Origin of the sequence: Conexibacter sp. CPCC 206217, from assembly GCF_030646165.1 — a bacterium.
In the GTDB taxonomy this organism is placed as follows: Bacteria; Actinomycetota; Thermoleophilia; order Solirubrobacterales; family Solirubrobacteraceae; genus Conexibacter.
Window position 1 is genome coordinate 204,107 of record NZ_JAUTDO010000004.1, and the last position, 20,106, is coordinate 224,212.

A 20,106-nucleotide genomic window follows, 5' to 3' on the forward strand; every position below is an offset into this window, starting at 1 on the left:
TCCTCCTGGTCTCGCCAGCCCCCTCAGGGCTGGCCGACTGGCCTCCCGCACTCTCCTGCGCGGGAGGCTCTCACCACTACGAACTACCTCAGCACAATCCTATAGGATTTGCTAGAGGATATGAAATCAATTGATGAGCGCGCTCACGCCATCGCTTCGCTGCGGGACTTGCGCTCGTCCACGCTGGCCACTCGGGTCTCCAGCACCTTGCCGTCGAGCCCCAGCACCTCAGAGGACTCCTCGTACCAGCTGTCCGGCGCTCTCGTGCCCCAGAACGAGCGGCAGCGGGGGTCGGAGACCGACCAGCGCAGCGGCTTGTGATCCGGGTCGCCCGTCCAGTAGTCGCACGAGTACAGCTCGATGCGATGGCCGTCGGGATCGCGCAGGTAGACGAAGAACGCGTTCGAGACGCCGTGGCGGCCCGGGCCGCGCTCGATCGAGCCGACGTAGCCGGCCGCCGCGAGCTGGTCGCAGGCGCGCAGCACGCTCGCCGGCTCCGCCACCCACAGCCCGAGGTGGTGCAGACGCGGGCCCTTGCCCGCCGTCAGCGCCACGTCGTGCACGCCCGGCTTGCGCAGTAGCCACGCGCCGGTGACACGCTCGTCGTCGCCGTCGGTGGAGATGTACTCCGAGCAGCGGAAGCCGAGCGTGCGCCAGAAGGCGAACGCCTCCTCGGCCTCCGGCACGTGCAGGTTGAAGTGATCGAAGCGCAGGATCGGCGCGCCGCGGTGCAGGTCGAAACGCTGCAGCTGCGGGTCGAACTGCTCGATCTCGTAGAAGAACTCGAGCGGGAAGCCGAACGGATCGCTCGCGCGCAGCACTCTGCCCATCCCGACGAGCTCGCCCTCGATCCACTCGACGCGGCCGCCAGCCGCCTCGATCGCGACGGCGATCGGTGCGAGATCGGCCTCGGAGCGGACGCGAAAGCCGATCCGGCTGACCGCGGCGAGCGGCGCTTGGCGCAGCACGATCGAGTGGTGCTGGCGCTCTTCCCAGCCGCGCAGGTACAGCGCGTCCTCGGTCCGCGCGCTCACCAGCATGCCGAGCTGACCGACGTAGAACTCCTCGGATCTGGCGAGGTCGGTCACGTGCAGCTCGCCGTAGGCGGCGCGCAGGATGTCGAAGGACGGCTGCTCGACCTCAGCGGCCAGCAGCTCGACGACGTTGGTCACAGCAATTCCTCCTTGAAAGGGTCAGTCGGGATCGCCGAGGCCGAGCCGCGGAATCCTGTGCGTGCCGAGCGCCACGTGGACGATCTCCAACTCGCAGTAGAAGTCGAATGCGTAGTCGCCGCCCTCGCGGCCGATCCCCGATGCCTTCACGCCGCCGAACGGGGTGCGCAGGTCGCGCACGTTCTGCGAGTTGATCCAGCACATCCCTGTGTCGATCGCGTGCGCGACGCGATGCCCCCGCTGGATGTCGTTCGTCCAGACGTATGCGGCCAGGCCGTACGGCGTCGCGTTCGCGAGCCGGACCGCGTCCGCCTCGTCGTCGAACGGCATCGCGACGAGGACCGGACCGAAGATCTCCTCCTGGAAGACCTTCATGTGCTCGTTCACGTCGGCGATCACGGTCGCCTCGAGGAAGCAGCCGTCGGGCAGCGACTCCGGGCGGTTGCCGCCGGCGAGCACGCGCGCGCCCTCGTCGCGGGCCGACTGGACGTAGCCGAGCACGCGCTCGTGGTGCTCGGGGCCGATCAGCGGACCCAGCTCCGTGCGCGTGTCGAACGGGTCGCCGACGCGGATGTTGCGCGCGCGCTCGGCGACGGCCTCGACGACCTGGTCGTAGAGCCCGCGCTGCACCAGCAGCCGCGAGCCGGCGGTGCAGCGCTGACCGTTCATCGTGAAGATCTGCGCGACCGCGGCGTCGACCGCCAGCTCCGGATCGGCGTCGTCGAAGACGACCACCGGGGACTTGCCGCCGAGCTCGACCGAGGAGCGCTTCAGCGTCGGAGCGCCCGCGGCGATCACGAGCTTGCCCGTCGAGGTCTCACCTGTGAAGCAGAGCAGATCGACACCGGGATGCGCCGAAAGCGGCGCACCGGCCGTCTCACCAAAACCCTGCACGACGTTGAAGACGCCGTCGGGCAGCTCGGCCTCGGCCATCACCTCGGCGAGCAGCGTCGCCGTCAGCGGCGACCACTCCGCGGGCTTCAGCACGACCGTGTTGCCGGCCGCCAGCGCGGGCGCGATGCGCCACGTCGACAGCATCAGCGGCGCGTTCCAGGGCATGATCATGCCCGCCACGCCGACCGGCTTGCGGATCGTGTAGTTGAGGAACTCGTCGCCGACCTGGAAGGCGCGGCCGTGCAGCTCAGGCACGACGCCGGCGTAGTACTCGAAGTTCATCGCGGCGCGACCGGCGAGTCTCTTCATCTGCGCTATCGGCATGCCGATGTCGCACACCTCGCGCTCGACGAACTCGTCGGCGTGGACCCGGATCAGCTCCGCGATGCGCCGCAGCACGGCCGCGCGCTTCTCGGCGCTCAGGCGCGGCCAAGGGCCCTCGTCGAAGGCGCGGCGGGCGGCGGCGACAGCAGCATCGACGTCCTCCGCGCGACCGTCGCTGGCCTCGGCCAGGACCACGCCGTTGGCAGGATTCGCGGTCGTGAACGTGCCCCCGGCGACGCTCGGACGAAATGCCCCGTCGATGTAGTGCTGCTGCAGCGGGAACCGGTTGGCCTCCACCGCAGGCGCCGTCGCCGCGAGCGGTTCCGCGTGCGGTTGCGTCATGTGCGCTCCTCATTCCGTCCGTGCACAAGCATGCAGGGGATCCTATAGGTTTTCTGATCGGAGATGGCAACACCAAATGATTTGAGGAGATGCGATGGCTGATCTGATCGTGTTCGGAGCGGGTGGCCAGCTCGGCCGGATGCTGGTTGCGGAGGCGCTCACGCGCGGGCTCACGGTGACCGCCGTCGTGCGCGATCCCGCCGCGCAGCAGCAGCTCGCGGGTGACGGCGTGACCGTCGTCACGGCCGACGCGACGTCCGCGGACGCGGTCGCCGAGGTCGCCGCCGGACACGCGACCGCGATCAGCGCCGTCGGTCCCGCGGCCGACTCGCCGCGCGACTACCTGGCATCGCTGCAGCTCGCGATCCTCGACGGAAGTGGGCGCGCAGGCGTCGAGCGGCTGCTCGTCGTCGGCGGTGCCGGCAGCCTCGAGCTGGCGCCGGGCGAGCGGCTCGTGCACACGCCGGACTTCCCGCAGGTCGCGCTGCCGACCGCGCTCGCGCACGCGGACGCGCTCGACGCGATCAAGGCGGCGAGCACCGAGGTCGACTGGGTCGTCGTCTCCCCGCCGGCGATATTCGCCCCCGACGGCGAGCGGACCGGCAGCTACCGCGTCGGCGACAACAGATTCATGACGTCGGAGGACGGCGGCAGCCACGGCTCCTACGCCGACTACGCGATCGCCCTGCTGGACGAGGTGCAGACTGCCGCGCACTCGCGCGCGCACATCTGCGTCGCGGACTGAGCAGTTGAGCTGACGGGTGCGGTGCGATGCGGGCGGCTGCGGGCCACCCGCCCGCCTGCCTCGTCATCATCTGCGTGCGTCGCGCGGCGGCGCCTTCGCCGCACGACGATGGAGCGCAGAGAGAGATGAAGCTGATCGGAGCCGGCCTCGCCCGCACCGCCACGACGACGCAGATGGTCGCGTTGGAGATGCTCGGGATCGGGCCCTGCTACCACATGCGCAACATGCTCCAGGAGCTGCCCACGAGCGTGCCGCTGTGGGAGGACGCGCGCGACGGCAACGCCGACTGGAGCGCGATCTTCGGCGACTGCACGACGACCGTCGACTGGCCGTCGGCCTACTTCTACCGCGAGCTGATGGACGTCTACCCGGACGCGAAGGTGCTGCTCAGCGTGCGCGACGGCGCCGCGTGGGAGGCGAGCATGCGCGAGACGGTCTACGCGATGTTCTACGGCGACTCGGTGATGGCGCACATGCTGCGGGCGCGCTACCACGTCGATCCGCTGTGGCGGCGCTACATGGACGTCGTGCGCAGCATCTCGTTCGAGCAGCGCGGCCCGTACGCCGGCAGCCACCACGACCGCGAGTCGCTGATCGCGGCGGCCGAGCGCTGGAACGACGAGGTCAAGGCGACCGTCCCCGCCGACCGGCTCGTCGTGTGGCAGCCGGCCGACGGCTGGGAGCCGATCTGCGAGGCGCTCGGCGTGCCGGTCCCCGACCAGCCGCTGCCCCACGTCAACGACACGCAGGGCTTCAAGGACATGCTGATCGGCGGCTCGCTGCAGTCGCTGAACGCGTGGTGGGAGCAGACCCACCCCGCCGCGGCCTGAGGACGGCGCGCCCCGTGCGATCACGGGGCGGCGCGAGTCGTTCACTTCTTCTCGCCGGCTCTCGCTCGCTGCGGCGCGGCCGGGCGCGTGGCCGGCGACGGTCGCGCGGCGGCGCGCGCTCAACGCGATGCGTCACGAGCGCACGGCGGCGGCGAAGCCTGCCGTTGCTGATCAAGATCTTCTCGCGCGCGGGCGCGCGAGAAGATCGCGCTGAGCGACAACGCGGCCGAGCAGGAGTTCCTCAGCGAGCAGCTCGCCGCGGCGATGGGGGCGGGCGCGTGATTCGCGCGCACCGATCGAACGCGGCACGCGGACAGCTGGATCCTCAAGCGATCCGCTCCGCCCGTCGATGACGGGACTGTTCCCCTGACGAGAGCGAGCACCCGCGCATGTGCACCACCTTCCGGCTGACGACGAACGACGGCGCCCCGATCGTCGGGCGCACGATGGAGTTCGGCGCCGACCTGGACTGGCGGCTGGCGATCGTGCCGCAGGGGACGCGGTTCGCCGGCACCGCGCCGGACGGAGCGAGCGGCCGGCGCTGGACCGCGCGACACGGCTTCACCGGAGTGACCGCGCTCGGCCGCATGTCCGCCACCGACGGCGTCAACGACGCCGGGCTGTACGCGGGTCTGCTGTACCTGCCTGGCTTCGCGCAGTACGAGGCGGCGGACGGCGTCGCGGCGGAGGACCTGATCTCCCCCGACGAAGTCGCCTCACTCGTGCTGGCGAGCGCTTCGTCGGTGGAGGAGGCGGTCGACGCCGTCTCCTCGGTCGTCGTCTGGAACCGGATCGAAGAGGTCCTCGGCGGCATCCTCCCGATTCACCTGGTGCTGCACGACCGCAGCGGCGCGGCCGCCGTGGTCGAGTGGGTCGACGGCGAGCGCCACGTGCACGAGAACCGGCTCGGTGTCTGCACCAACGCGCCGCCGTTCGACTGGCACCTGATCAACCTGCGCAACTTCGTCAACCTCAGCGCGACGAACGTCGCGCCGTTGGAGCTCGACGGCGCGCAGATCGCCGGCCTCGGCCAGGGCACCGGCCTGCTCGGCCTGCCGGGCGACTGGACCCCGCCCTCGCGCTTCGTCCGTGCAACCGCGATGGCGCAAGCGACCCTGAAGGTCGACGGCCCCGACGCCGGCATGCTCGCCGCCTTCCACGTCGTCAACGCGTTCGACATCCCCAAGGGCGTGGTCCGCGGCCCCGACGGCGGCGACTACACCGCCTGGTCCAGCGTCGTCGACCTCGCCGGCGGCCGCTACGCCGTGCGGACCTACGAGGATCCGACGCCGCGGCTGGTGACGTTGGGAGAACTGGACCTCAGCACCGGCGCCGAGGTCCAGTCGCTCCCGCTGCCGTCACAATCGGCGTTCCTGCCGTGGTCCGCGGTCGAAAGCCGAACGTGATCATGCATGCGGACGCCGATAGGATCGCCCCATGAGCGCGAACCCCGCTGGCAGCCCCTCCGTCCTGATCGTCGGCGCCGGGCCCGTCGGCCTCGTGCTCGCGTGCGAGCTGACGCGCCGCGGGGTGCCGATCCGGGTGATCGACAAGCGTGCGCAGCCGACGACCGAGTCGCGCGCGATCGTCGTGCACGCGCGCAGCCTCGAGCTGATGGAGCGCGTCGGCGCGCTCGACGCGCTGATCGCCTCGGGCGTCAGAACGACCGCGATGGAGATGCACTCCAACGGTCGCACGCTCGCGCACGTGCGGCTCGACACCGTCGACAGCCCGTTCCCGTTCAGCGTCACGACGGCGCAGACGGAGACCGAGCGGATCCTGGGCGAGCGGCTGACGGCGCTCGGGGGGATGGTCGAGCGCGGCGTCGAACTGGTCTCGTTGGAGCAGGACGACGCCGAGGTCCGCTCGACGTTGCAGCACGACGACGGCCGCACCGAGGTCGTCAGCTCGGCGTGGATCGCCGGCACCGACGGCAGCCGCAGCACGGTGCGCGCGCAGGTCGGGACCCGGCTGGAGGGCTCGTTCAAGGGCGAGCGGTTCCTGATGGGCGACGTCGAGACCGAGCACCAGCTCGACCCGACCGCGATCCACACCTTCTTCTCCGCGCATGCCGCGCCGCTGATCGCATTCCCGATGAAGGGCCGGCGGATGCGCGTGATCGCGCAGCAGGACTCGGCGCCGGAGGGCAGCCCGGACGCGGGCTCCAGCGCGTCCGGCGCGGCCCCGACGCTCGCCGAACTGCAGGCCGCCGCCGACCGCCTCGAGACCGGCATCAGGCTGACGTCGTCGCACTGGCTGACGGTCTTCGAGATCCATCACGCGCAGGTGCCGCAGTACCGCCATGGGCGCGCGTTCCTCGCCGGCGACGCGGCCCACGTCCACAGCCCGGCCGGCGGGCAGGGGATGAACACGGGGATGCAGGACGCGTTCAACCTCGCCTGGAAGCTCGCACTCGTCGACGCCGGTGAGGCGGGCGACGCGCTGCTGGACAGCTACCACGCCGAACGCCATCCGGTCGCCGCGCGCGTGATCGAGCTGTCGACGAAGCTGACCGACGCCGCGACGCTGAAGGGCACGTTCGCGCGCAAGCTGCGCAACCACGTCGTGCACCTCGCGACCGGCCTCGCGCCCGTGCAGCACGCGCTCGCGAACGAGACCGAGGAGGTCGACGTCGCCTACCGCGACAGCCCGGTCGTCGCGGGCCGCTCCAGCCGCCGGCTGCACCCGGGCGACGCCGCGCCGGACGTGGCCGGGACGGAGCTGCGCATCGCGCTGCTGGGCGGCAGCGACGCGCGCGCCGCGCACACGATCGTCTCGATCGCGCCGGCCAATGGCGGGGCGCCGGCGCTGCCGGGGTCCAACGGCTCCAGCGTCGCGGACATCCGCCACGTGCTCGTGATCGAGTCGATCACCCACGCGAGCGGCTTCGACGCGATCGTCCCCGATCCCGACGGCCTGATCGCCGAGCGCTACGGCGTCGGCGCCCACGGCGGCACCGTCGTCGTGCGCCCCGACGGCTACGTCGGCCTGATCGCGGCGCTCGACGACGAGGCCGCGGTCGGCCGCTACTTCGACGCGCTGCGCTAATCCTGCAGCAGCCCGGCGGTCAGCAGCCCCGCCGCGACCAGCGACGTGACGGTGCGGACGTGGTTCCAGACAGTCCAGCTGTCGAGGAAGTGCGCCCACTCGCGCGCCGCCGCCTCGCTGTGCGGGGCGAGCGGCGCGAGCGCGTCGTTGAGCGGCACGTTGCCCGCGATCGTGACGCCGACCGTGCCGATCAGGTAGACGACCGCCGCAGCCAGCACCCAGATCGCGCGCGCGTCGGACCAGTTGAGCGCCGACCAGCCGATCAGCCCGAGGCACGCGAGCGCGACGCCGAACAGCGCGATCATCAACGGCGGCAGCACGGCCGTTCTGTTGATCGACTGCATCGCGGCGACGCCCTGCGCGGTCGGGAGCCGCTCCAGCGCCTGCATCACGAAGGCGGAGAAGGCGAACCAGACGCCCGCCATCAGGCCGCAGCCGAGCGCGGTCGCGAGCGTGAGACCGTCGACCCAGTCGTTCATCCGCCTCATCCCTTCAGGACCCAGGCATCGCCGGCGGCCGCGCGGCGAGCGTAGTCGCGGAAGTCGCGCGGCGGGCGCCCGAGCGCGCGCTGCACACCGTCGCCGAGCGTCGCGTTGCTCTGCACCAGTACCTCCGTGAAGAGGTAGCGCAGCAGCGAGATGACGTCGTCGGGGACCCCGGCGGACGCCATCCCGGTCGCGAACTCCTCCAGCGAGATCGGCACGTACCGGGCCGGCCTCCCGATCGCCTGCGCGATCTCTGCGACGGCCTCGGCGAAGGTGAGCGGGCGCGGTCCGGTCACGTCGTAGAGCTGGCCGGCGTGGCCGTCGCCGGTCAACGCGGCGACCGCGACGTCGGCGACGTCGTCGGCGTCGACGAAGGCGGCCGGCACGTCACCGGCCGGGAGCGCCAGCACCCCCGCCGCGATCCCGTCCGCGAAGTAGCTCTCGTCGAAGTTCTGGTTGAACCAGGCGCAGCGCACGACGGTCGTCTCGGCCCCGACCTCGCGCACGAGCTGCTCCGCGCGCTCGGCCTCCGGCTCGCCGCGGCCGGACAGCAGCACGAGCCGCTCGACGCCGCGCTGCGCCGCGAGCTGCGCGAACGCGGCGACGGTCTCGGCGGCGCCCGGGACCGCGAGGTCCGGGTAGTAGCAGAGGTAGGCGGCGCTGACGCCGTCGAGCGCGGCGGACCAGGTCGCGCGGTCCTCCCAGTCGAACGCCGGGCTGCCGGAGCGCGACCCGACGCGGACCGCACGGCCGTCCGACGCGAGCCGCTCGGCGATGCGGCGCCCTGTCTTGCCGGTGCCGCCCGTGACGAGGATGAGGTCTGTCTGTGTGGTTGGCATGGGAAGCAGTCAACCGCGGCTTGGTGAGACGTTCCATCGCTGAGCGTCGACATTTCATACGCAAGCGTCTAAGGTTGCTCGCATGGACGCACTCGCAGGACTGCTCGACGGCCCACGCGCGCGGCAGGCGTTCCTGCTGCGCTCGAGCATGAACCCGCCGTGGGCGCTGCGGATCCAGGACGAGGCACCGCTGACCGTCGTCGCGATGGTGCGCGGCGAGGCGGTCGTGATCCCCGACGCCCCGCCCGGCGTCGAGGTGGAGCCGATCGCGCTGCGCGCCGGCGACGTCGCGATCGCCCGCGGCCCGGATCCGTACACCGTCGCCGACGACCCCGCGACGCCGCTGCAGGCGATCATCCACCCGGGCCAGGTCTGCACCGCCGTCGACGGCAGAGTCCTGACCGATCTCTACGACCTCGGCGTCCGCACGTGGGGCAACGCGATCGACGGCGAGACCGAGATGATCACCGGCACGTACCAACTCGAGGGCGAGGTCAGCGAGCGTCTCCTGCGCGCCCTCCCGCAGCTGATCCTCTTGCGCAGCGACGAGTGGAGCTGCCCGGTGATCCCGCTGCTGGCCGACGAGCTGGTGAAGGACGAAGCGGGCCAGGAGGCGGTGCTCGACCGCCTGCTCGACCTGCTGCTGATCGCCGCCCTGCGCGCCTGGTTCGCGCGCCCGGGGACGGACACGCCCGGCTGGTATCGCGCCTACGACGACCCGGTCGTCGGCCAGGCGCTGCGCCTGATCCACCACAACCCCGCGGCCCCGTGGACGGTCGCCTCGCTCGCCCGCGAGACCGGCGTCTCGCGTGCGGCGCTGGCGCGCCGCTTCCACGAGCTGGTGGGAGAGCCGCCGATGTCGTTCCTGACCGGCTGGCGCATCGCGCTCGCCGCCGACATGCTGCTGGAACCAGGCGCGACGATCGGCTCCGTCGCCCACGAGGTCGGCTACGGCAGCCCCTACGCGCTCAGCTCCGCGTTCAAGCGCGTGCGCGGTGTGAGCCCGCAGCAGCACCGCGTCGCGGTGCTGCTGGCTGCGACGGCATGAGCGGGGCAGTCACGGCAGGCGCCGGCCGTGCCGCCCACGTCTGAGACCAACCCGCGACCACTCGGATGCCGCGCTCCCGCGCGGCACGCTCGATCCTGCCCGCCGGTCGCGACCGACGCCGACGACTACGACCCGACCGCCGGGAGCTGGCGGCCGGCTGCTGCCAGGGGCTGACAGGGCTTACCGCCGCGGCCGCAGCGCGATGTGCGTGACGGCCTCCGTGTCGACCACGCGCGCCTTCTCGAAGCTCACGAGCTCCGGATCCAGCCCGTCGAAGAGGCGGTTGCCGCCGCCGAGCACGATCGGGACGAGGTGGATCAGCAGCTCGTCGAGCAGCCTTGCGTGAAGGAACTGGCGGATCGTGTCGGCGCCGCCGGCGACGTCGACGTTGCGATCGCCGGCGGCGGCACGCGCTTGCTCCAGCGCCACCTCGAGCCCGTCGGTCACGAACGTGTAGCTGGTCCCGCCCTCACGCTGCAGCGTCTCCCGCGGCTCGTGTGTGACGACGAAGACCGGGGCGTGGAACGACGGGTTCGCGCCCCACGGCTCCTCGCCCTCGTCGAACATCCGGCGGCCCATCACGATCGCGCCCCAGTTGGACATCGCCGCCGCGATCGCATCGTCGTCGGGTCCTGTCGAGCCGCCGTCGCGCCCCTGGCGCTCACGCCACGACTTAAGCCCGATGATCCACTCGTGAACCCGCTCGCCGCCGTCGCCGAGTGGATTGCCGATGCCCGCGTTCGGTCCCGCGATGAAGCCGTCGAGCGACATCGCCATGTGCGCCGTGACCTTGCTCATCGTGCGCTCCTTCTCGATCCGGGTGAGCGGCGCCGTCCGCCGCTCTCACCCTCGAGTCGGAGCTGACCCTGTGCACTCGACATGCGCGGCAGAAAAGAGGCGGGCCGGTCTCCCGGCCCGCCTCTCTCCACCGCGGATGCAGTGCTGCTCAGTCGCGCGTCAGCCGGTGAAGCTGGGACGCTGCGCCGGCTTCGGCGCCGGCGCGGCCGCTCTTCTCTGCGCGACTCTCGCGCGCGGGATCAGCAGCGTCAGCTGTTGACGCGTCGTGACGCTTCTGCCGTCGCCGAGCGTCGTGCGGATCGTCAACGTCGTGCGCAGCTTGCGCACGCCCTTGGCCTGCTGCGCCTTCACGAACGCGGCCGGCAGTCTCAGCGACAGCGTCTTCGTCTTGTTCGCCGCCACCCTGATGCCGCTGAAGCGGACCAGCACCGTCGTCTTCGCGGCGGCCGCACGAGCGGCCTTCGAGCCGCCGGCGATCGCCAGCGTCAAGGTGCCGTCGACTCTGCAGGCCTGCCTGTTCGGGCACGTGACCGGAAGCACGAAGGTCCCGTTCTCCTTGACCGCGGCGCGGTTGTCCGCGGACGGCGCCAGCGTCGCGCCTCTCGCGCCCGCGGGCGCGGCGACCGGCGCCGACGGAGCGGGCGCGCTGACCGGCGGGGCGGCGGGCGGCGTCGGCGTCGCCGGGGGAGCCGGCTCCGGCTCTCTCGGCTGCGGCACGACCGGCGCCTCGACGCCGTTGCCGGTCAGCTGGACCGCATCGGCGTCGCCGGCGTAGTCGCCGTAGACGCGCAGCCGCGCGACGCGCTCGCCGAGCACCGTCGGTCTGAACGAGATCTGCGCGGTGCAGCTTCTGCCGGGCGCCAGCACGACGTCGTCGCAGGCGCTGGAGGCGACCGCGAAGTCGCTCGTGTTTCTCTCCGGAGCGCGCCGCGGGGCGAGACGGACGGATGCGGAGTGGTCGTCGACGACGCGGACCGCCGTCGAGCTGAGCACCAGGTCGGCGTCGCCGCTGTTGGCGACGGTGACCTCTCTCGTCGCCGACTCGCCGACGACGACGTCGCCGAAGCCCGCGGGATCCGGCGTCACGGTGACGGCGCCGGCAAGCGGGTCGTATCTGGCGCTGCCTTCGGACGTCGCGTAGTCGGCCGCACCTGAGTAGGTCGCGGTGACCGTCTGCTCGCCGGCCTCCCACGGGGTCTGCGTGTCGCATGTCGCGACGCCCGCGACCACCGGGACCGACTCGCAGTCGTAGATCGTGTAGCCGGCGTGGGCGAACGCGACCGTGCCGCCATCCGGCACGGGCGAGATCGTCGCGGTGTATCTGATCGGCTGGCCGGCGGTCGGGATCGCCGGGGCGACCGTGACCGTCGTCTCGGTCGGCGCCGGCGGCGCCGCGTAGCTGATCTCGACGTAGCTGGCGCTCGACACCAGCGACGAGTCGCACGACAGCGCGGGGTCGCAGAAGCTGCTGCCGCCGCCACCGCCGGCACCGCCGATGGCGACGGTGTCGCCCGTCGAGCCGCCGCCGCCGCCGAAGTAGCCGCCGCCACCGCCACCCCCACCGCCGGCGCCCATCGGCCCGGCGTTGGCGCTGCCGCCCTGGTGGCCGACGCCGGGGAGACCCGAGCCGGTCGGTGCGGCAGCGTTGACGCCGCCGGCCCCGGGACCGGCCTGCGTCCCGCCCCCGCCGCCGCCGGAGCTGCCGCCGGACTCTCCGACTTCGCCTGACCCACCGGGCAGGCCGGCGTCGCCGCCGTCACCGGCGCCGGGACCGCCGCCAGCTCCGCCGCCGCCGCCCGCGAACAGGTCGGGGTCGGCGATGTCGCCGGAGAAGCTGATCGCCGCGAAGCCGCCGCCCTTGCCGGGCGAGTAGCTGGAGGAGCCGCCCCAGGTACCGCCCTGGTCGGCGCAGACCGCCGCTCTCGCTCCGGGCGTGACGGGGATCGTCGCGGTCAGCTTCGCGCCGACGCCCGGCTCGCCGCCGTTGCCCGGTCTGATGCCGATGCCGCCCTGGACGGTCGCGGTCACGCTCGTGACACCCGCGGGGACCGTGAACCAGTTCGCGTCACACGCCGAGGTGGTGAATCTTCTCGTGACCGGCGCGGCGCTCGCCGGCGACGCCGCGACCAGCAGCGCCGCGGCCGAGAGGAGGGGAAGGCCGATGCGGCCGGCCCGGCACAGCGGTGCGCCGAGCTTGACGGGGGACATGTGGTGGGCTCCTTCGAGGTCGGGTCGCGGCGAGCACCTATCGCTCGCCGCGCTGCCGCACTGCGTGCAGATTCCCTCAGTGTGGCATGTCGGAGCGCAGTGAGTTACCCGAATTCACAGCGATGTCAGCATGAGTTCACTACCGCTAAAGGAATCGAATCAAGCGGTCGATGAAGCTGTTTGGAACCACGTTCGCGTCAGCTGTGAACCGGTCGCCGCGCGTCGATGTTGAGGCGCACGTAGTCGAGCACGAGCGGGTCGCCGGCGACGGCGACCGTGTCGGCGATGAAGGCGTCGTGCAGCTGCGGCGGCAGCCGCTCGATGTGCGGGTGCAGGCAGACCGCGCGCAGGAACTCGGCCGGCTCGGGCGGCGTCACGTCCCACGGCTGCAGCCACGTTCTGATCTCGCTGAAGCCGGCATGCTGCAGCCGCTGCGCGGTCTGCTCGGCCGAGGCGTAGTTCCACGGTCCGCTCCAGCCGGCGAGGAACGGCGCGTACGGCTCGCGCGCGGCGACCTCGTCGGAGCGGCGGCGGAACGCGTCGATGTTGCCCTCGCCCCCGCACTGCGCGACGATCCGTCCGCCGGGCTTCAGCGCCGCGAACAATCGTGCGAAGAGCGCGTCGTGATCCGGGATCCAGTGGAAGACGGCGCTGGAGAAGACCGCGTCGACGGGTTCTTCGAGCGTCAACTGGACGAGGTCGGACTGCAGCACGCGCGCGCGATCGCCCTCGGCGGCGAGCAGCTCGCGCGCCTGCTCGACCATCGACGGCGCGCCGTCGACCGCGACCACGCGCCCCCGCGGCAAGCGGTCGAGCAGCTTCAGCGTGACGCGGCCGGAGCCGCAGCCGGCGTCCAGCACGGTCTCCTCGCCGCGCAGGGCGAGCCGGTCGAGCAGGACCGCGGCCCAGTCCTGATGGGGCGCCGAGACGCGGTGATAGGTACGGGCGTCCCAGTCGCGGGTCGAGGAGCCCTGTTCACTCATGACGATCCTCCAGCTCGGTGTACATCTGTACGTTATCACGTACAGATGTACACCTATACGTCGCTGGTCCTCAGATGTGGATCGTCTGGCGCTGCGCGCTGACGGTGCCCGGCTGGGTGACCGTCACGGCGAGCGTGTAGCTGCCCTTCTTGGCGGCGTGCTTGGGCCGCAGCGTCGTCTTGACGCGGCCGTGCTCGAGGATGCCGCGCGCGGTCGCGAGCACGCTCTTGCCCTTCATCAGACGCACCCGCACCGCGGTCTCCGAGCGGTTGGACGGTGCTCTGCCCTTCACGCTGCAGTTGACGGCGATCTTCTTCGCGCTGCCGCTCGTGGTGCAGCGCAGCGTGACCTTCGGCGCCTTCGCGCCTCTGCTCGGCACCTCCTTCACGACGGTCGGACCCGGCGTGACGACCGTCGGGCCGGGGGTCGTGACCGTCTGACCGGGCGTGGTGACCGTCGGCCCCGGCGTCGTGACCGTCTGCGTCGCGCCGGGCGTCGTGACCGTCTGCGTCACGGTCGTGGTGGGCGTGTCGACCGGCGGGGCGGTCGCTTCCGTTCTCGTCACGACGCCGGTCTGCTCGTCGAGGAAGACCTTCGGCACCGTCGGCGCGTCGAAGTCGAACATGTTCTCGATCGTGCCGGCGCGGTCGTCGAACGACTGGTCGCCGATCTGGCCGAGATGCCAGTTGTCCTCGATGAAGCGCAGCACCGAGGTCTGGTCGGTGAGCGTGTGGTCGACGTAGTTCTGCTTGGCGTACGGCGAGACGACCAGCAGCGGCTGACGCGGGCCGTAGCCGCAGCGGTCCGGGTAGGCGCCCGCTCTGACCGTTCCGCACAGGCCCGTGCCCGAGAGCGTGTCGCTGGCGCCGGCGGAGCCGCTGACGATCGGCGACATCTGGTGGTCGTACCAGCCGTCGGAGTCGTCGTAGGCGAGGATGACCGCGGTCGATCTCCACTCCGGCGAGTTCTCCAGCGCGTCGATCGTGCGGGCGACGAAGTGCTGCTCGTCGAGCGGGTCGGAGTTCGACGGGTGCGCGTCCTCGAACGCCGACGCCTTCAGGAACGACACCTGCGGCAGCTTGTCCGCGGCGAGCGCCGCGTCGAAGTCGACGAGGTCGTACTGGTGGTTGGCGTCGCCGTCGTGGCCGATCTCGTCGACGCTGGCCGGCGGCGTGTGGTGCTGGTTCGCCGTCGTCGGGTAGTACTCGAACGGCTGGTGGTGGGGGATGTAGTCGTTGGACGCGCCGCCGGCGACGTTGTTGTGTCTGGACCCGCAGGTCGCTCTGCCGGTCGAGGAATCGACGGCCGTGGGTCGGAAGCCGCCCTCGAACCATCCCCAGCTGACGTTTCTCGCGTTCATCAGATCGCCGACGTTTCTGCCGGACATCGTCGCGCCGGCGCTGCCGTTGGCGCAGTCGTCGAGCGCCAGCGGCGGATCGGGGTCGCCGATCACGGTGCCGTTCTCGATGCCGCTGCCGGTCGTCGGCGTGGAGCCGTGCGTCTGACCGCTGATGAGGTTGATCGCGCCGACCGTGGAGGGGCCGAAGTTCGTGCTGAAGCTGTTGTCGTTGAGCGCGAAGTTCTGCGCCAGGTTCCACATGCCGGTGACGGTGTTGCCGTCGTAGTAGTCCATCACGATCGGCGTCGGGCAGAGCGTGCCGCCGCCCGCGGTGAACTCGACGAATCTGTCCATCAATCCGTTGTCGAACGCTCTCCCCTCGGCGCCGTAGCCGTGGTTCTGCGAACAGGTGACCGCGCGGTCGGGACCGATCCGCTCGGGATTGAGCGAGTTCGGGTTCTGCGTCAGCAGCGCGTTGTTGAGGCCGTTGACGGCGGGCGTGCCCGCCTTCGCGTGGAAGGCGGTCTCGCCGTCGGGGTTCGCCGCGTTCGGGTAGGTCCCGAAGTAGTGGTCGAACGAGATGTTCTCGCCGAAGATCACGACCACGTGCTTGATCGGCGTCGCCGTGTCGTCCGGGCTTGGGGACGTGTCGGCATGGGCGGCCGCGAGGACGACCGCCAACAGGGCGGCAGCCACGAGGCTGCCGCCGGTGAAGACCTTCTTGAACAAGAGAGAACCTCTTTATGTAACGCGCGATCGTGCGAACACGCCGCGCAGTGCGTCGGGGCACTGCGGATGGTGCCCCGACGCGCGCACGAGGTTGTGATGCGGCTGTGAAGAGGTCAGTCGACAGATGAGAATCCGCTGATCGCGGAAGGATGCCCGCGGGGCCGGGGTCTCGGTGACTGCAGGGCCTTGTCACCAAGCATGGAGTTTCCGATGCACAAGCCTCCCCACCCGCGCTGGACCGGCGCACTCGCGCTCGCCGCCGGCGCCAGCCTCGCGCTCGCGCCGACCGCGCTCGCCCACTCGGGGTCGTCCGGCCACGGGTCCGAGCACGACGATCACGGTCACCACGGCCGCGGTGACGACCACGGCCGCGGCGACCACGACGGCCGCAACGACGACCACGTCCGCGACCGCCACGCCGAGCGCACCGTCGGGCGGTTCGCCCAGCGCGACCTCGTCGCCGACGCCGACGGCGCCGCCGAGCTGACCGACCCGGCGCTGGTCAACGCTTGGGGGCTGTCGTTCGGTCCCGCGACGCCGGCCTGGGTGTCGAACTTCGCCAGCGCCAACTCGACGCTCTACGCGGGCGGCGTGAACGGCTCACCGGTGACGAAGACCCCGCTCACCGTGACGATCCCGGGCGGCACGCCGACCGGCCAGGTGTTCAACCCGACGACCGAGTTCGTCGTCAGATCCGGCGACGCCGCCGCCCCGTCGAGATTCATCTTCGCGACGGCCAGAGGAACGATCGCCGGCTGGAGCTCGACGGTCCCGGCCGCCGGCTCGACCGAGGCGCAGACCGCCGTCACCACGCCGACCGCCGAATACACGGGGCTCGCGATCGCCGGCAGCCAGCTCTACGCGGCTGACTTCCACAACGCGCGCGTCGACGTCTTCGACGGCAGCTTCGCCCCGATCGACCGCCCCGGCGCGTTCCGCGACGCGCGCATCCCGCGTGGCTACGCGCCGTTCGGCATCGAGACCGTCGGCGATCGGGTCGTCGTCACGTACGCGAAGCAGGACGCCGCGCGTCAACTCGACGTGCCCGGCCCCGGCCACGGCTTCGTCGACGTGTACAGCACGTCCGGCCAGCTGCTGAAGCGGCTTGCCGCGCGCGGTCCGCTGGACTCGCCGTGGGGCGTCGCGCAGGCACCGCAGAGCTTCGGCGCCGCCCGCGACGCGCTGCTGATCGGCAACTTCGGCGACGGCCGCATCTCGGCGTACTCCCCGCGCGGTCGCTTCCTCGGCCAGCTCGCCGGCGACCACCGTCGCGCGATCGAGATCCCCGGCCTGTGGGCGCTGAAGTTCGGCAACGGCGTGATCGGCACGCCGGACTCGCTGCTGTTCACGGCCGGCCCGGCGCAGGGCAGACACGGCCTCTTCGGCGAGCTGAACGCCGCGCAGACGCAGGCGCCCGCGCCGACGGCACCGACGACGCCGAGCGCGCCGTCGATGCCGGGCGGGTACTGAATCAGCCTCTTCTGCTGCCTCTCGTGGCCGGCTTGTCCGCTCTCGCGGGCTTGCCGGCGGCGAGCGCCGCGCGGTTGAAGGCCGACAGCTTCGGCGAGCCCCAGCCGCTGGCGAGGTCGTAGCCGCGCACCGCCGGGTAGATCCCGAGCGGCGTGCCGTTGCCGAACGACGACGCCGGCGCCGCGGCCGAGATGTCGTTGCTGCCGATCGTGACGTCGTTGAAGAGCGACGTGCGCCGACCGCTGTTGGCGAGCGCGTAGATCAGCGGGTTGAGGAAGCCGAGCGGCTGCTGGCCTCTGCGCGCCGCATCCTGGCTCATCAGCAGGACGCCCGCGGTCAGCAGCGGCGTCGCGGCGCTCGTGCCGCCGATCACGCCCCAGCCCTCGACGCCGATCCCCTTGCACGCGGCGGTCGTGCAGTAGTACGAGTAGCCGGGCTGCGAGTCGGCCAGCGCGGCGACGTCGGGGACGACGCGCGGCGTGCCGGAGAGGCCCGGCGCGACCTGGTACCACGGGCGCTGGAACAGCAGGCTGCGACCGCCGCCGCCCGCGCCGGCAAGCTCGGCGGGCGTCTGACCGAGGTTCAGCTTCTGGTTCACCAGGACGCTGAACGGCGTGTCGTTCCAGACGACCTCTCTGTCGATGCTGTTGTCTCTGTTGAGTCTCAGGTTGGTGCCGCCGACGGCGGTCACCCACGGCGAGCTGGACGGGAACGAGACGATCGGCAGCGCCGAGTTGATGACCCGCGCGCAGCCGCCGGAGCCGGTGTCGCCGGCCGCGACGAGGACGCTGATGCCCGACGCGCCGGCGAGCGCGAAGAGGTCGTTGAGCGACTCGACCGCGGTCACCGAGCCGCCGATCTCCAGCAGGCCCATCGACGCCTCGCAGAGCCCGAGCGACATCGAGATCGCGTCGGGATGCTGGCCTCTGGTGCCGAGCGCAAGCGACGTCGCCTGCACGAGGCTGGCGGCGAAGTTGTTGTCGGCGGCGACGCCGTTGGCGGTGTAGACGTCGATGCGCGACAGCCGCGGCGCGGCGCCGACGAGCACCTCGAGGTCGAGCGTCGTCTCGTCGCCGTCGTCGGAGTTCTTTCTGCTGCCGACGGTCGTACGGTGGATCTGCGGCATCTTCGCGCCGAAGCAGTCCGCGAACGTTCTGATGTCGCTGTGGCGGAAGCCGTCGGTCTCGATCACCGCGACGCGCATGCCCTCGCCGCGCAGCCCTCTTCTGTGCAGCGCGTCGAAACCGTACGCTCTGTGGAGCTGGCTGGGCGTGAAGCCCTGTCTCGCGCCGGCCTCGCAGCCGGCCGGCGTGCCGCTCGGATCGGCCGCGGAGCCGACCTCGGGCGAGAGCCCGTTGTACGGGTCGTTGGGGGCGAAGTCCGGGATGTTTCTCGCGGTCGCTCTCTGCACGCGCTTGGCGAGTGCTCTTCTGGCCGCCGCGGGCCGCGCGACGGGCGCGTCACCGAGCAGCGCCGCCGCTGTCACCGTGCCGCGCAGCGCGGCCGGGACCGGCAGGGCGCTGGCAACCTCGCCGGCGCTCGCGGCGCTGGCGCTCGCGCCCGCGTCGAAGGCGTCGCGGATCGCGCCGGCGGAGCCGTGCGCAAGCACGAACGTGCCGCTCTGCGAGATCGTCGCGCGCAGGCCGTGCGCGCGCAGCCAACTCGTCGTGGCGGCCTTCGCTCTCGGCGCCGCGCCGAAGCGTCTGCGCAACTGCTCGACCGTGAGGTACTGGCGGTACTGCGGCGAGGCGGGGTCGGAGACGCTGCGGGCGAACGCCTGCAGGCCGTCGCTGTCACGCAGTCTGAGGATCGCGACGGACGAGCCGGAGGCGGCCTGCGCGGAGGGGACGGCGACGGCGCCGAGCGCGAGCGCGGCGACGGCGACGGCGCATGCGCGTCGCGCGCGCGGCGCGGCGGCGCGACGGCGCGACAGGCGGGCGTGAGACGTTGAGGCTTCCATGCCGCGATGAATCGACGGCGCGTGACAGCGACTTGAGGCAGGTGTCAGCGCACCGGTTACAAGGTCCGACACGCCGGTTCTATGTCGGACACGCTCACGCGAAGCGCAGGACGTCGAGACCGCCACTGCACCGGGCAAACGTCGCGGCGGGCCGCCGCAGCGCCGTATAGCCTCGCGCCCGTGAGCGACTGGGACGGCGAGTACGAGCGGGCGGGCGTCCCGTCGAGCTTCCGCGACGCGCCGTCGGCGGCGGTCGTGTGGGCGCTGGAGAACTGGGCGCGGCTCGGCGGCTCCGGCGTCCCCGCGCGCGGCCTCGACGTCGGCTGCGGCACCGCTCGCAACAGCGCCTTCCTCGCCCGCCACGGCACCCGCATGCTCGGCTTCGACGCCTCTCCCGTCGCGATCGAGCGGGGCCGCGAGCGGGTGCGGGCGGGGGGAGTCGGCACCGACGCGGTCGAGCTGCTCGTGCACGACCTCCAGGACGGGCTGCCGGCCGGCGACGGCGAGATCGACCTCGTGCTCGACACGTTCGTCTACAAGCACCAGCTCCAGCCGGCCGCGCGCGAGCGCTATCGCGCGGAGCTGGCGCGCGTGCTGGCACCGGGTGGTCGGATCCTGATCTCGCTCGCGGAGCCCGACGACGGCTACTACGGCGCCTGCCCGCCGTCGCCCGAGCCGGGCGCGGGCCCGCACGCGATCGTCGACCCCGAGGTCGGCGCCGGCAGCGTCCTCTTCACGCTCGCCGAACTGGAAGCGGAGCTGTCCGACCGCTTCGCGCTCGAGATGGCATGGCGCAAGCAGAAGCCGGGCACGATGCACGGTCGCACCTACCTGCGCCGCACCCTCGCGACGCTCTGGCGCGCCGCCTGAGGCAGCCAGGCCGCGTGACACA

The 20,106-nt window shown here is 71.8% G+C and carries 16 protein-coding genes; 7 read left to right on the top strand and 9 right to left on the bottom strand.

From position 1 onward, the window contains the following. Positions 1 to 143: 143 nt before the first annotated feature. The gene (gene hpaD / locus Q7L65_RS12190) at positions 144 to 1,172 is read right to left on the bottom strand and encodes a 3,4-dihydroxyphenylacetate 2,3-dioxygenase (RefSeq protein ID WP_304721505.1); all 1,029 of its coding nucleotides are present in this window, start codon (positions 1,170 to 1,172) and stop codon (positions 144 to 146) included. Between the two features lie 21 nt (positions 1,173 to 1,193). Next, positions 1,194 to 2,732 (bottom strand): 5-carboxymethyl-2-hydroxymuconate semialdehyde dehydrogenase, encoded by a 1,539-nt coding sequence (gene hpaE / locus Q7L65_RS12195; protein WP_304721507.1) that lies wholly within the window; start codon positions 2,730 to 2,732, stop codon positions 1,194 to 1,196. 94 nt (positions 2,733 to 2,826) lie between these two features. Here hpaE and Q7L65_RS12200 point away from each other — a divergent pair, with 94 nt between their 5' ends. The 4 genes from Q7L65_RS12200 (at position 2,827) to Q7L65_RS12215 (ending at position 7,355) form a co-directional block, all read left to right on the top strand. Then, complete coding sequence (locus tag Q7L65_RS12200; RefSeq protein WP_304721509.1) at positions 2,827 to 3,477, top strand: NAD(P)-dependent oxidoreductase; 651 nt, start codon at positions 2,827 to 2,829, stop codon at positions 3,475 to 3,477. A 125-nt stretch (positions 3,478 to 3,602) separates the two neighbouring features. Next, positions 3,603 to 4,307, top strand: coding sequence for a sulfotransferase family protein (locus Q7L65_RS12205; RefSeq protein WP_304721510.1), 705 nt, complete (start codon positions 3,603 to 3,605; stop codon positions 4,305 to 4,307). 389 nt (positions 4,308 to 4,696) lie between these two features. After that, positions 4,697 to 5,713, top strand: coding sequence for a linear amide C-N hydrolase (locus tag Q7L65_RS12210; protein ID WP_304721511.1), 1,017 nt, complete (start codon positions 4,697 to 4,699; stop codon positions 5,711 to 5,713). A 31-nt stretch (positions 5,714 to 5,744) separates the two neighbouring features. Beyond that, a complete protein-coding gene (locus Q7L65_RS12215; protein ID WP_304721513.1) occupies positions 5,745 to 7,355 on the top strand; it encodes an FAD-dependent monooxygenase in 1,611 nt (536 codons plus the stop codon). On the opposite strand, the gene Q7L65_RS12220 is transcribed toward Q7L65_RS12215, so the two are convergent. Both Q7L65_RS12220 and Q7L65_RS12225 read right to left on the bottom strand, forming a co-directional pair. Continuing rightward, positions 7,352 to 7,834 carry a DUF1772 domain-containing protein gene (locus tag Q7L65_RS12220; protein ID WP_304721515.1) on the bottom strand — a complete coding sequence of 161 codons (483 nt, stop codon included), beginning with the start codon at positions 7,832 to 7,834 and terminating at the stop codon, positions 7,352 to 7,354. The genes Q7L65_RS12215 and Q7L65_RS12220 overlap by 4 nt on opposite strands. A gap of 5 nt (positions 7,835 to 7,839) precedes the next feature. Continuing rightward, positions 7,840 to 8,679, bottom strand: a complete 840-nt coding sequence (locus tag Q7L65_RS12225; protein WP_304721517.1) for an NmrA family transcriptional regulator — start codon at positions 8,677 to 8,679, stop codon at positions 7,840 to 7,842. Positions 8,680 to 8,761: 82 nt separating this feature from the next. Between Q7L65_RS12225 and Q7L65_RS12230 the strand changes: the two genes are divergently transcribed. Further along, positions 8,762 to 9,727 carry an AraC family transcriptional regulator gene (locus Q7L65_RS12230; protein ID WP_304721518.1) on the top strand — a complete coding sequence of 322 codons (966 nt, stop codon included), beginning with the start codon at positions 8,762 to 8,764 and terminating at the stop codon, positions 9,725 to 9,727. A 180-nt stretch (positions 9,728 to 9,907) separates the two neighbouring features. On the opposite strand, the gene Q7L65_RS12235 is transcribed toward Q7L65_RS12230, so the two are convergent. From Q7L65_RS12235 to Q7L65_RS12250, 4 genes are all read right to left on the bottom strand, one after another. Next, positions 9,908 to 10,525 (bottom strand): dihydrofolate reductase family protein, encoded by a 618-nt coding sequence (locus tag Q7L65_RS12235; RefSeq protein ID WP_304721520.1) that lies wholly within the window; start codon positions 10,523 to 10,525, stop codon positions 9,908 to 9,910. Positions 10,526 to 10,684: 159 nt separating this feature from the next. Further along, entirely contained in the window at positions 10,685 to 12,733 is a 2,049-nt protein-coding gene (locus Q7L65_RS12240; protein WP_304721521.1) for a choice-of-anchor D domain-containing protein, read from the bottom strand. A gap of 197 nt (positions 12,734 to 12,930) precedes the next feature. Continuing rightward, the gene (locus Q7L65_RS12245; RefSeq protein WP_304721522.1) at positions 12,931 to 13,716 is read right to left on the bottom strand and encodes a trans-aconitate 2-methyltransferase; all 786 of its coding nucleotides are present in this window, start codon (positions 13,714 to 13,716) and stop codon (positions 12,931 to 12,933) included. Between the two features lie 70 nt (positions 13,717 to 13,786). Continuing rightward, on the bottom strand, positions 13,787 to 15,784 hold the full coding sequence (locus Q7L65_RS12250) for a phospholipase C (RefSeq protein ID WP_304721523.1): 1,998 nt from the start codon (positions 15,782 to 15,784) through the stop codon (positions 13,787 to 13,789). A 210-nt stretch (positions 15,785 to 15,994) separates the two neighbouring features. On the opposite strand from Q7L65_RS12250, the gene Q7L65_RS12255 reads away from it, so the two are divergent. Continuing rightward, a complete protein-coding gene (locus Q7L65_RS12255; protein ID WP_304721524.1) occupies positions 15,995 to 17,254 on the top strand; it encodes a TIGR03118 family protein in 1,260 nt (419 codons plus the stop codon). 1 nt (position 17,255) lies between these two features. On the opposite strand, the gene Q7L65_RS12260 is transcribed toward Q7L65_RS12255, so the two are convergent. Next, the gene (locus Q7L65_RS12260) at positions 17,256 to 19,214 is read right to left on the bottom strand and encodes a S53 family serine peptidase (protein ID WP_304721525.1); all 1,959 of its coding nucleotides are present in this window, start codon (positions 19,212 to 19,214) and stop codon (positions 17,256 to 17,258) included. A 180-nt stretch (positions 19,215 to 19,394) separates the two neighbouring features. Here Q7L65_RS12260 and Q7L65_RS12265 point away from each other — a divergent pair, with 180 nt between their 5' ends. Beyond that, positions 19,395 to 20,084 carry a class I SAM-dependent methyltransferase gene (locus tag Q7L65_RS12265; RefSeq protein ID WP_304721526.1) on the top strand — a complete coding sequence of 230 codons (690 nt, stop codon included), beginning with the start codon at positions 19,395 to 19,397 and terminating at the stop codon, positions 20,082 to 20,084. Positions 20,085 to 20,106 lie beyond the last annotated feature (22 nt).

Excerpts from the sequence above, each read along its gene's own strand:
- Q7L65_RS12205 (WP_304721510.1), top strand. The coding sequence starts at position 3,603 with ATGAAGCTGATCGGAGCCGGCCTCGCCCGCACCGCCACGACGACGCAG.
- Q7L65_RS12245 (WP_304721522.1), bottom strand. The coding sequence starts at position 13,716 with ATGAGTGAACAGGGCTCCTCGACCCGCGACTGGGACGCCCGTACCTAT.
- Q7L65_RS12240 (WP_304721521.1), bottom strand. The coding sequence starts at position 12,733 with ATGTCCCCCGTCAAGCTCGGCGCACCGCTGTGCCGGGCCGGCCGCATC.
- Q7L65_RS12200 (WP_304721509.1), top strand. The coding sequence starts at position 2,827 with ATGGCTGATCTGATCGTGTTCGGAGCGGGTGGCCAGCTCGGCCGGATG.
- Q7L65_RS12230 (WP_304721518.1), top strand. The coding sequence starts at position 8,762 with ATGGACGCACTCGCAGGACTGCTCGACGGCCCACGCGCGCGGCAGGCG.
- Q7L65_RS12220 (WP_304721515.1), bottom strand. The coding sequence starts at position 7,834 with ATGAACGACTGGGTCGACGGTCTCACGCTCGCGACCGCGCTCGGCTGC.
- Q7L65_RS12210 (WP_304721511.1), top strand. The coding sequence starts at position 4,697 with ATGTGCACCACCTTCCGGCTGACGACGAACGACGGCGCCCCGATCGTC.
- Q7L65_RS12235 (WP_304721520.1), bottom strand. The coding sequence starts at position 10,525 with ATGAGCAAGGTCACGGCGCACATGGCGATGTCGCTCGACGGCTTCATC.
- Q7L65_RS12225 (WP_304721517.1), bottom strand. The coding sequence starts at position 8,679 with ATGCCAACCACACAGACAGACCTCATCCTCGTCACGGGCGGCACCGGC.
- Q7L65_RS12215 (WP_304721513.1), top strand. The coding sequence starts at position 5,745 with ATGAGCGCGAACCCCGCTGGCAGCCCCTCCGTCCTGATCGTCGGCGCC.
- Q7L65_RS12255 (WP_304721524.1), top strand. The coding sequence starts at position 15,995 with ATGCACAAGCCTCCCCACCCGCGCTGGACCGGCGCACTCGCGCTCGCC.
- Q7L65_RS12260 (WP_304721525.1), bottom strand. The coding sequence starts at position 19,214 with ATGGAAGCCTCAACGTCTCACGCCCGCCTGTCGCGCCGTCGCGCCGCC.
- hpaE (WP_304721507.1), bottom strand. The coding sequence starts at position 2,732 with ATGACGCAACCGCACGCGGAACCGCTCGCGGCGACGGCGCCTGCGGTG.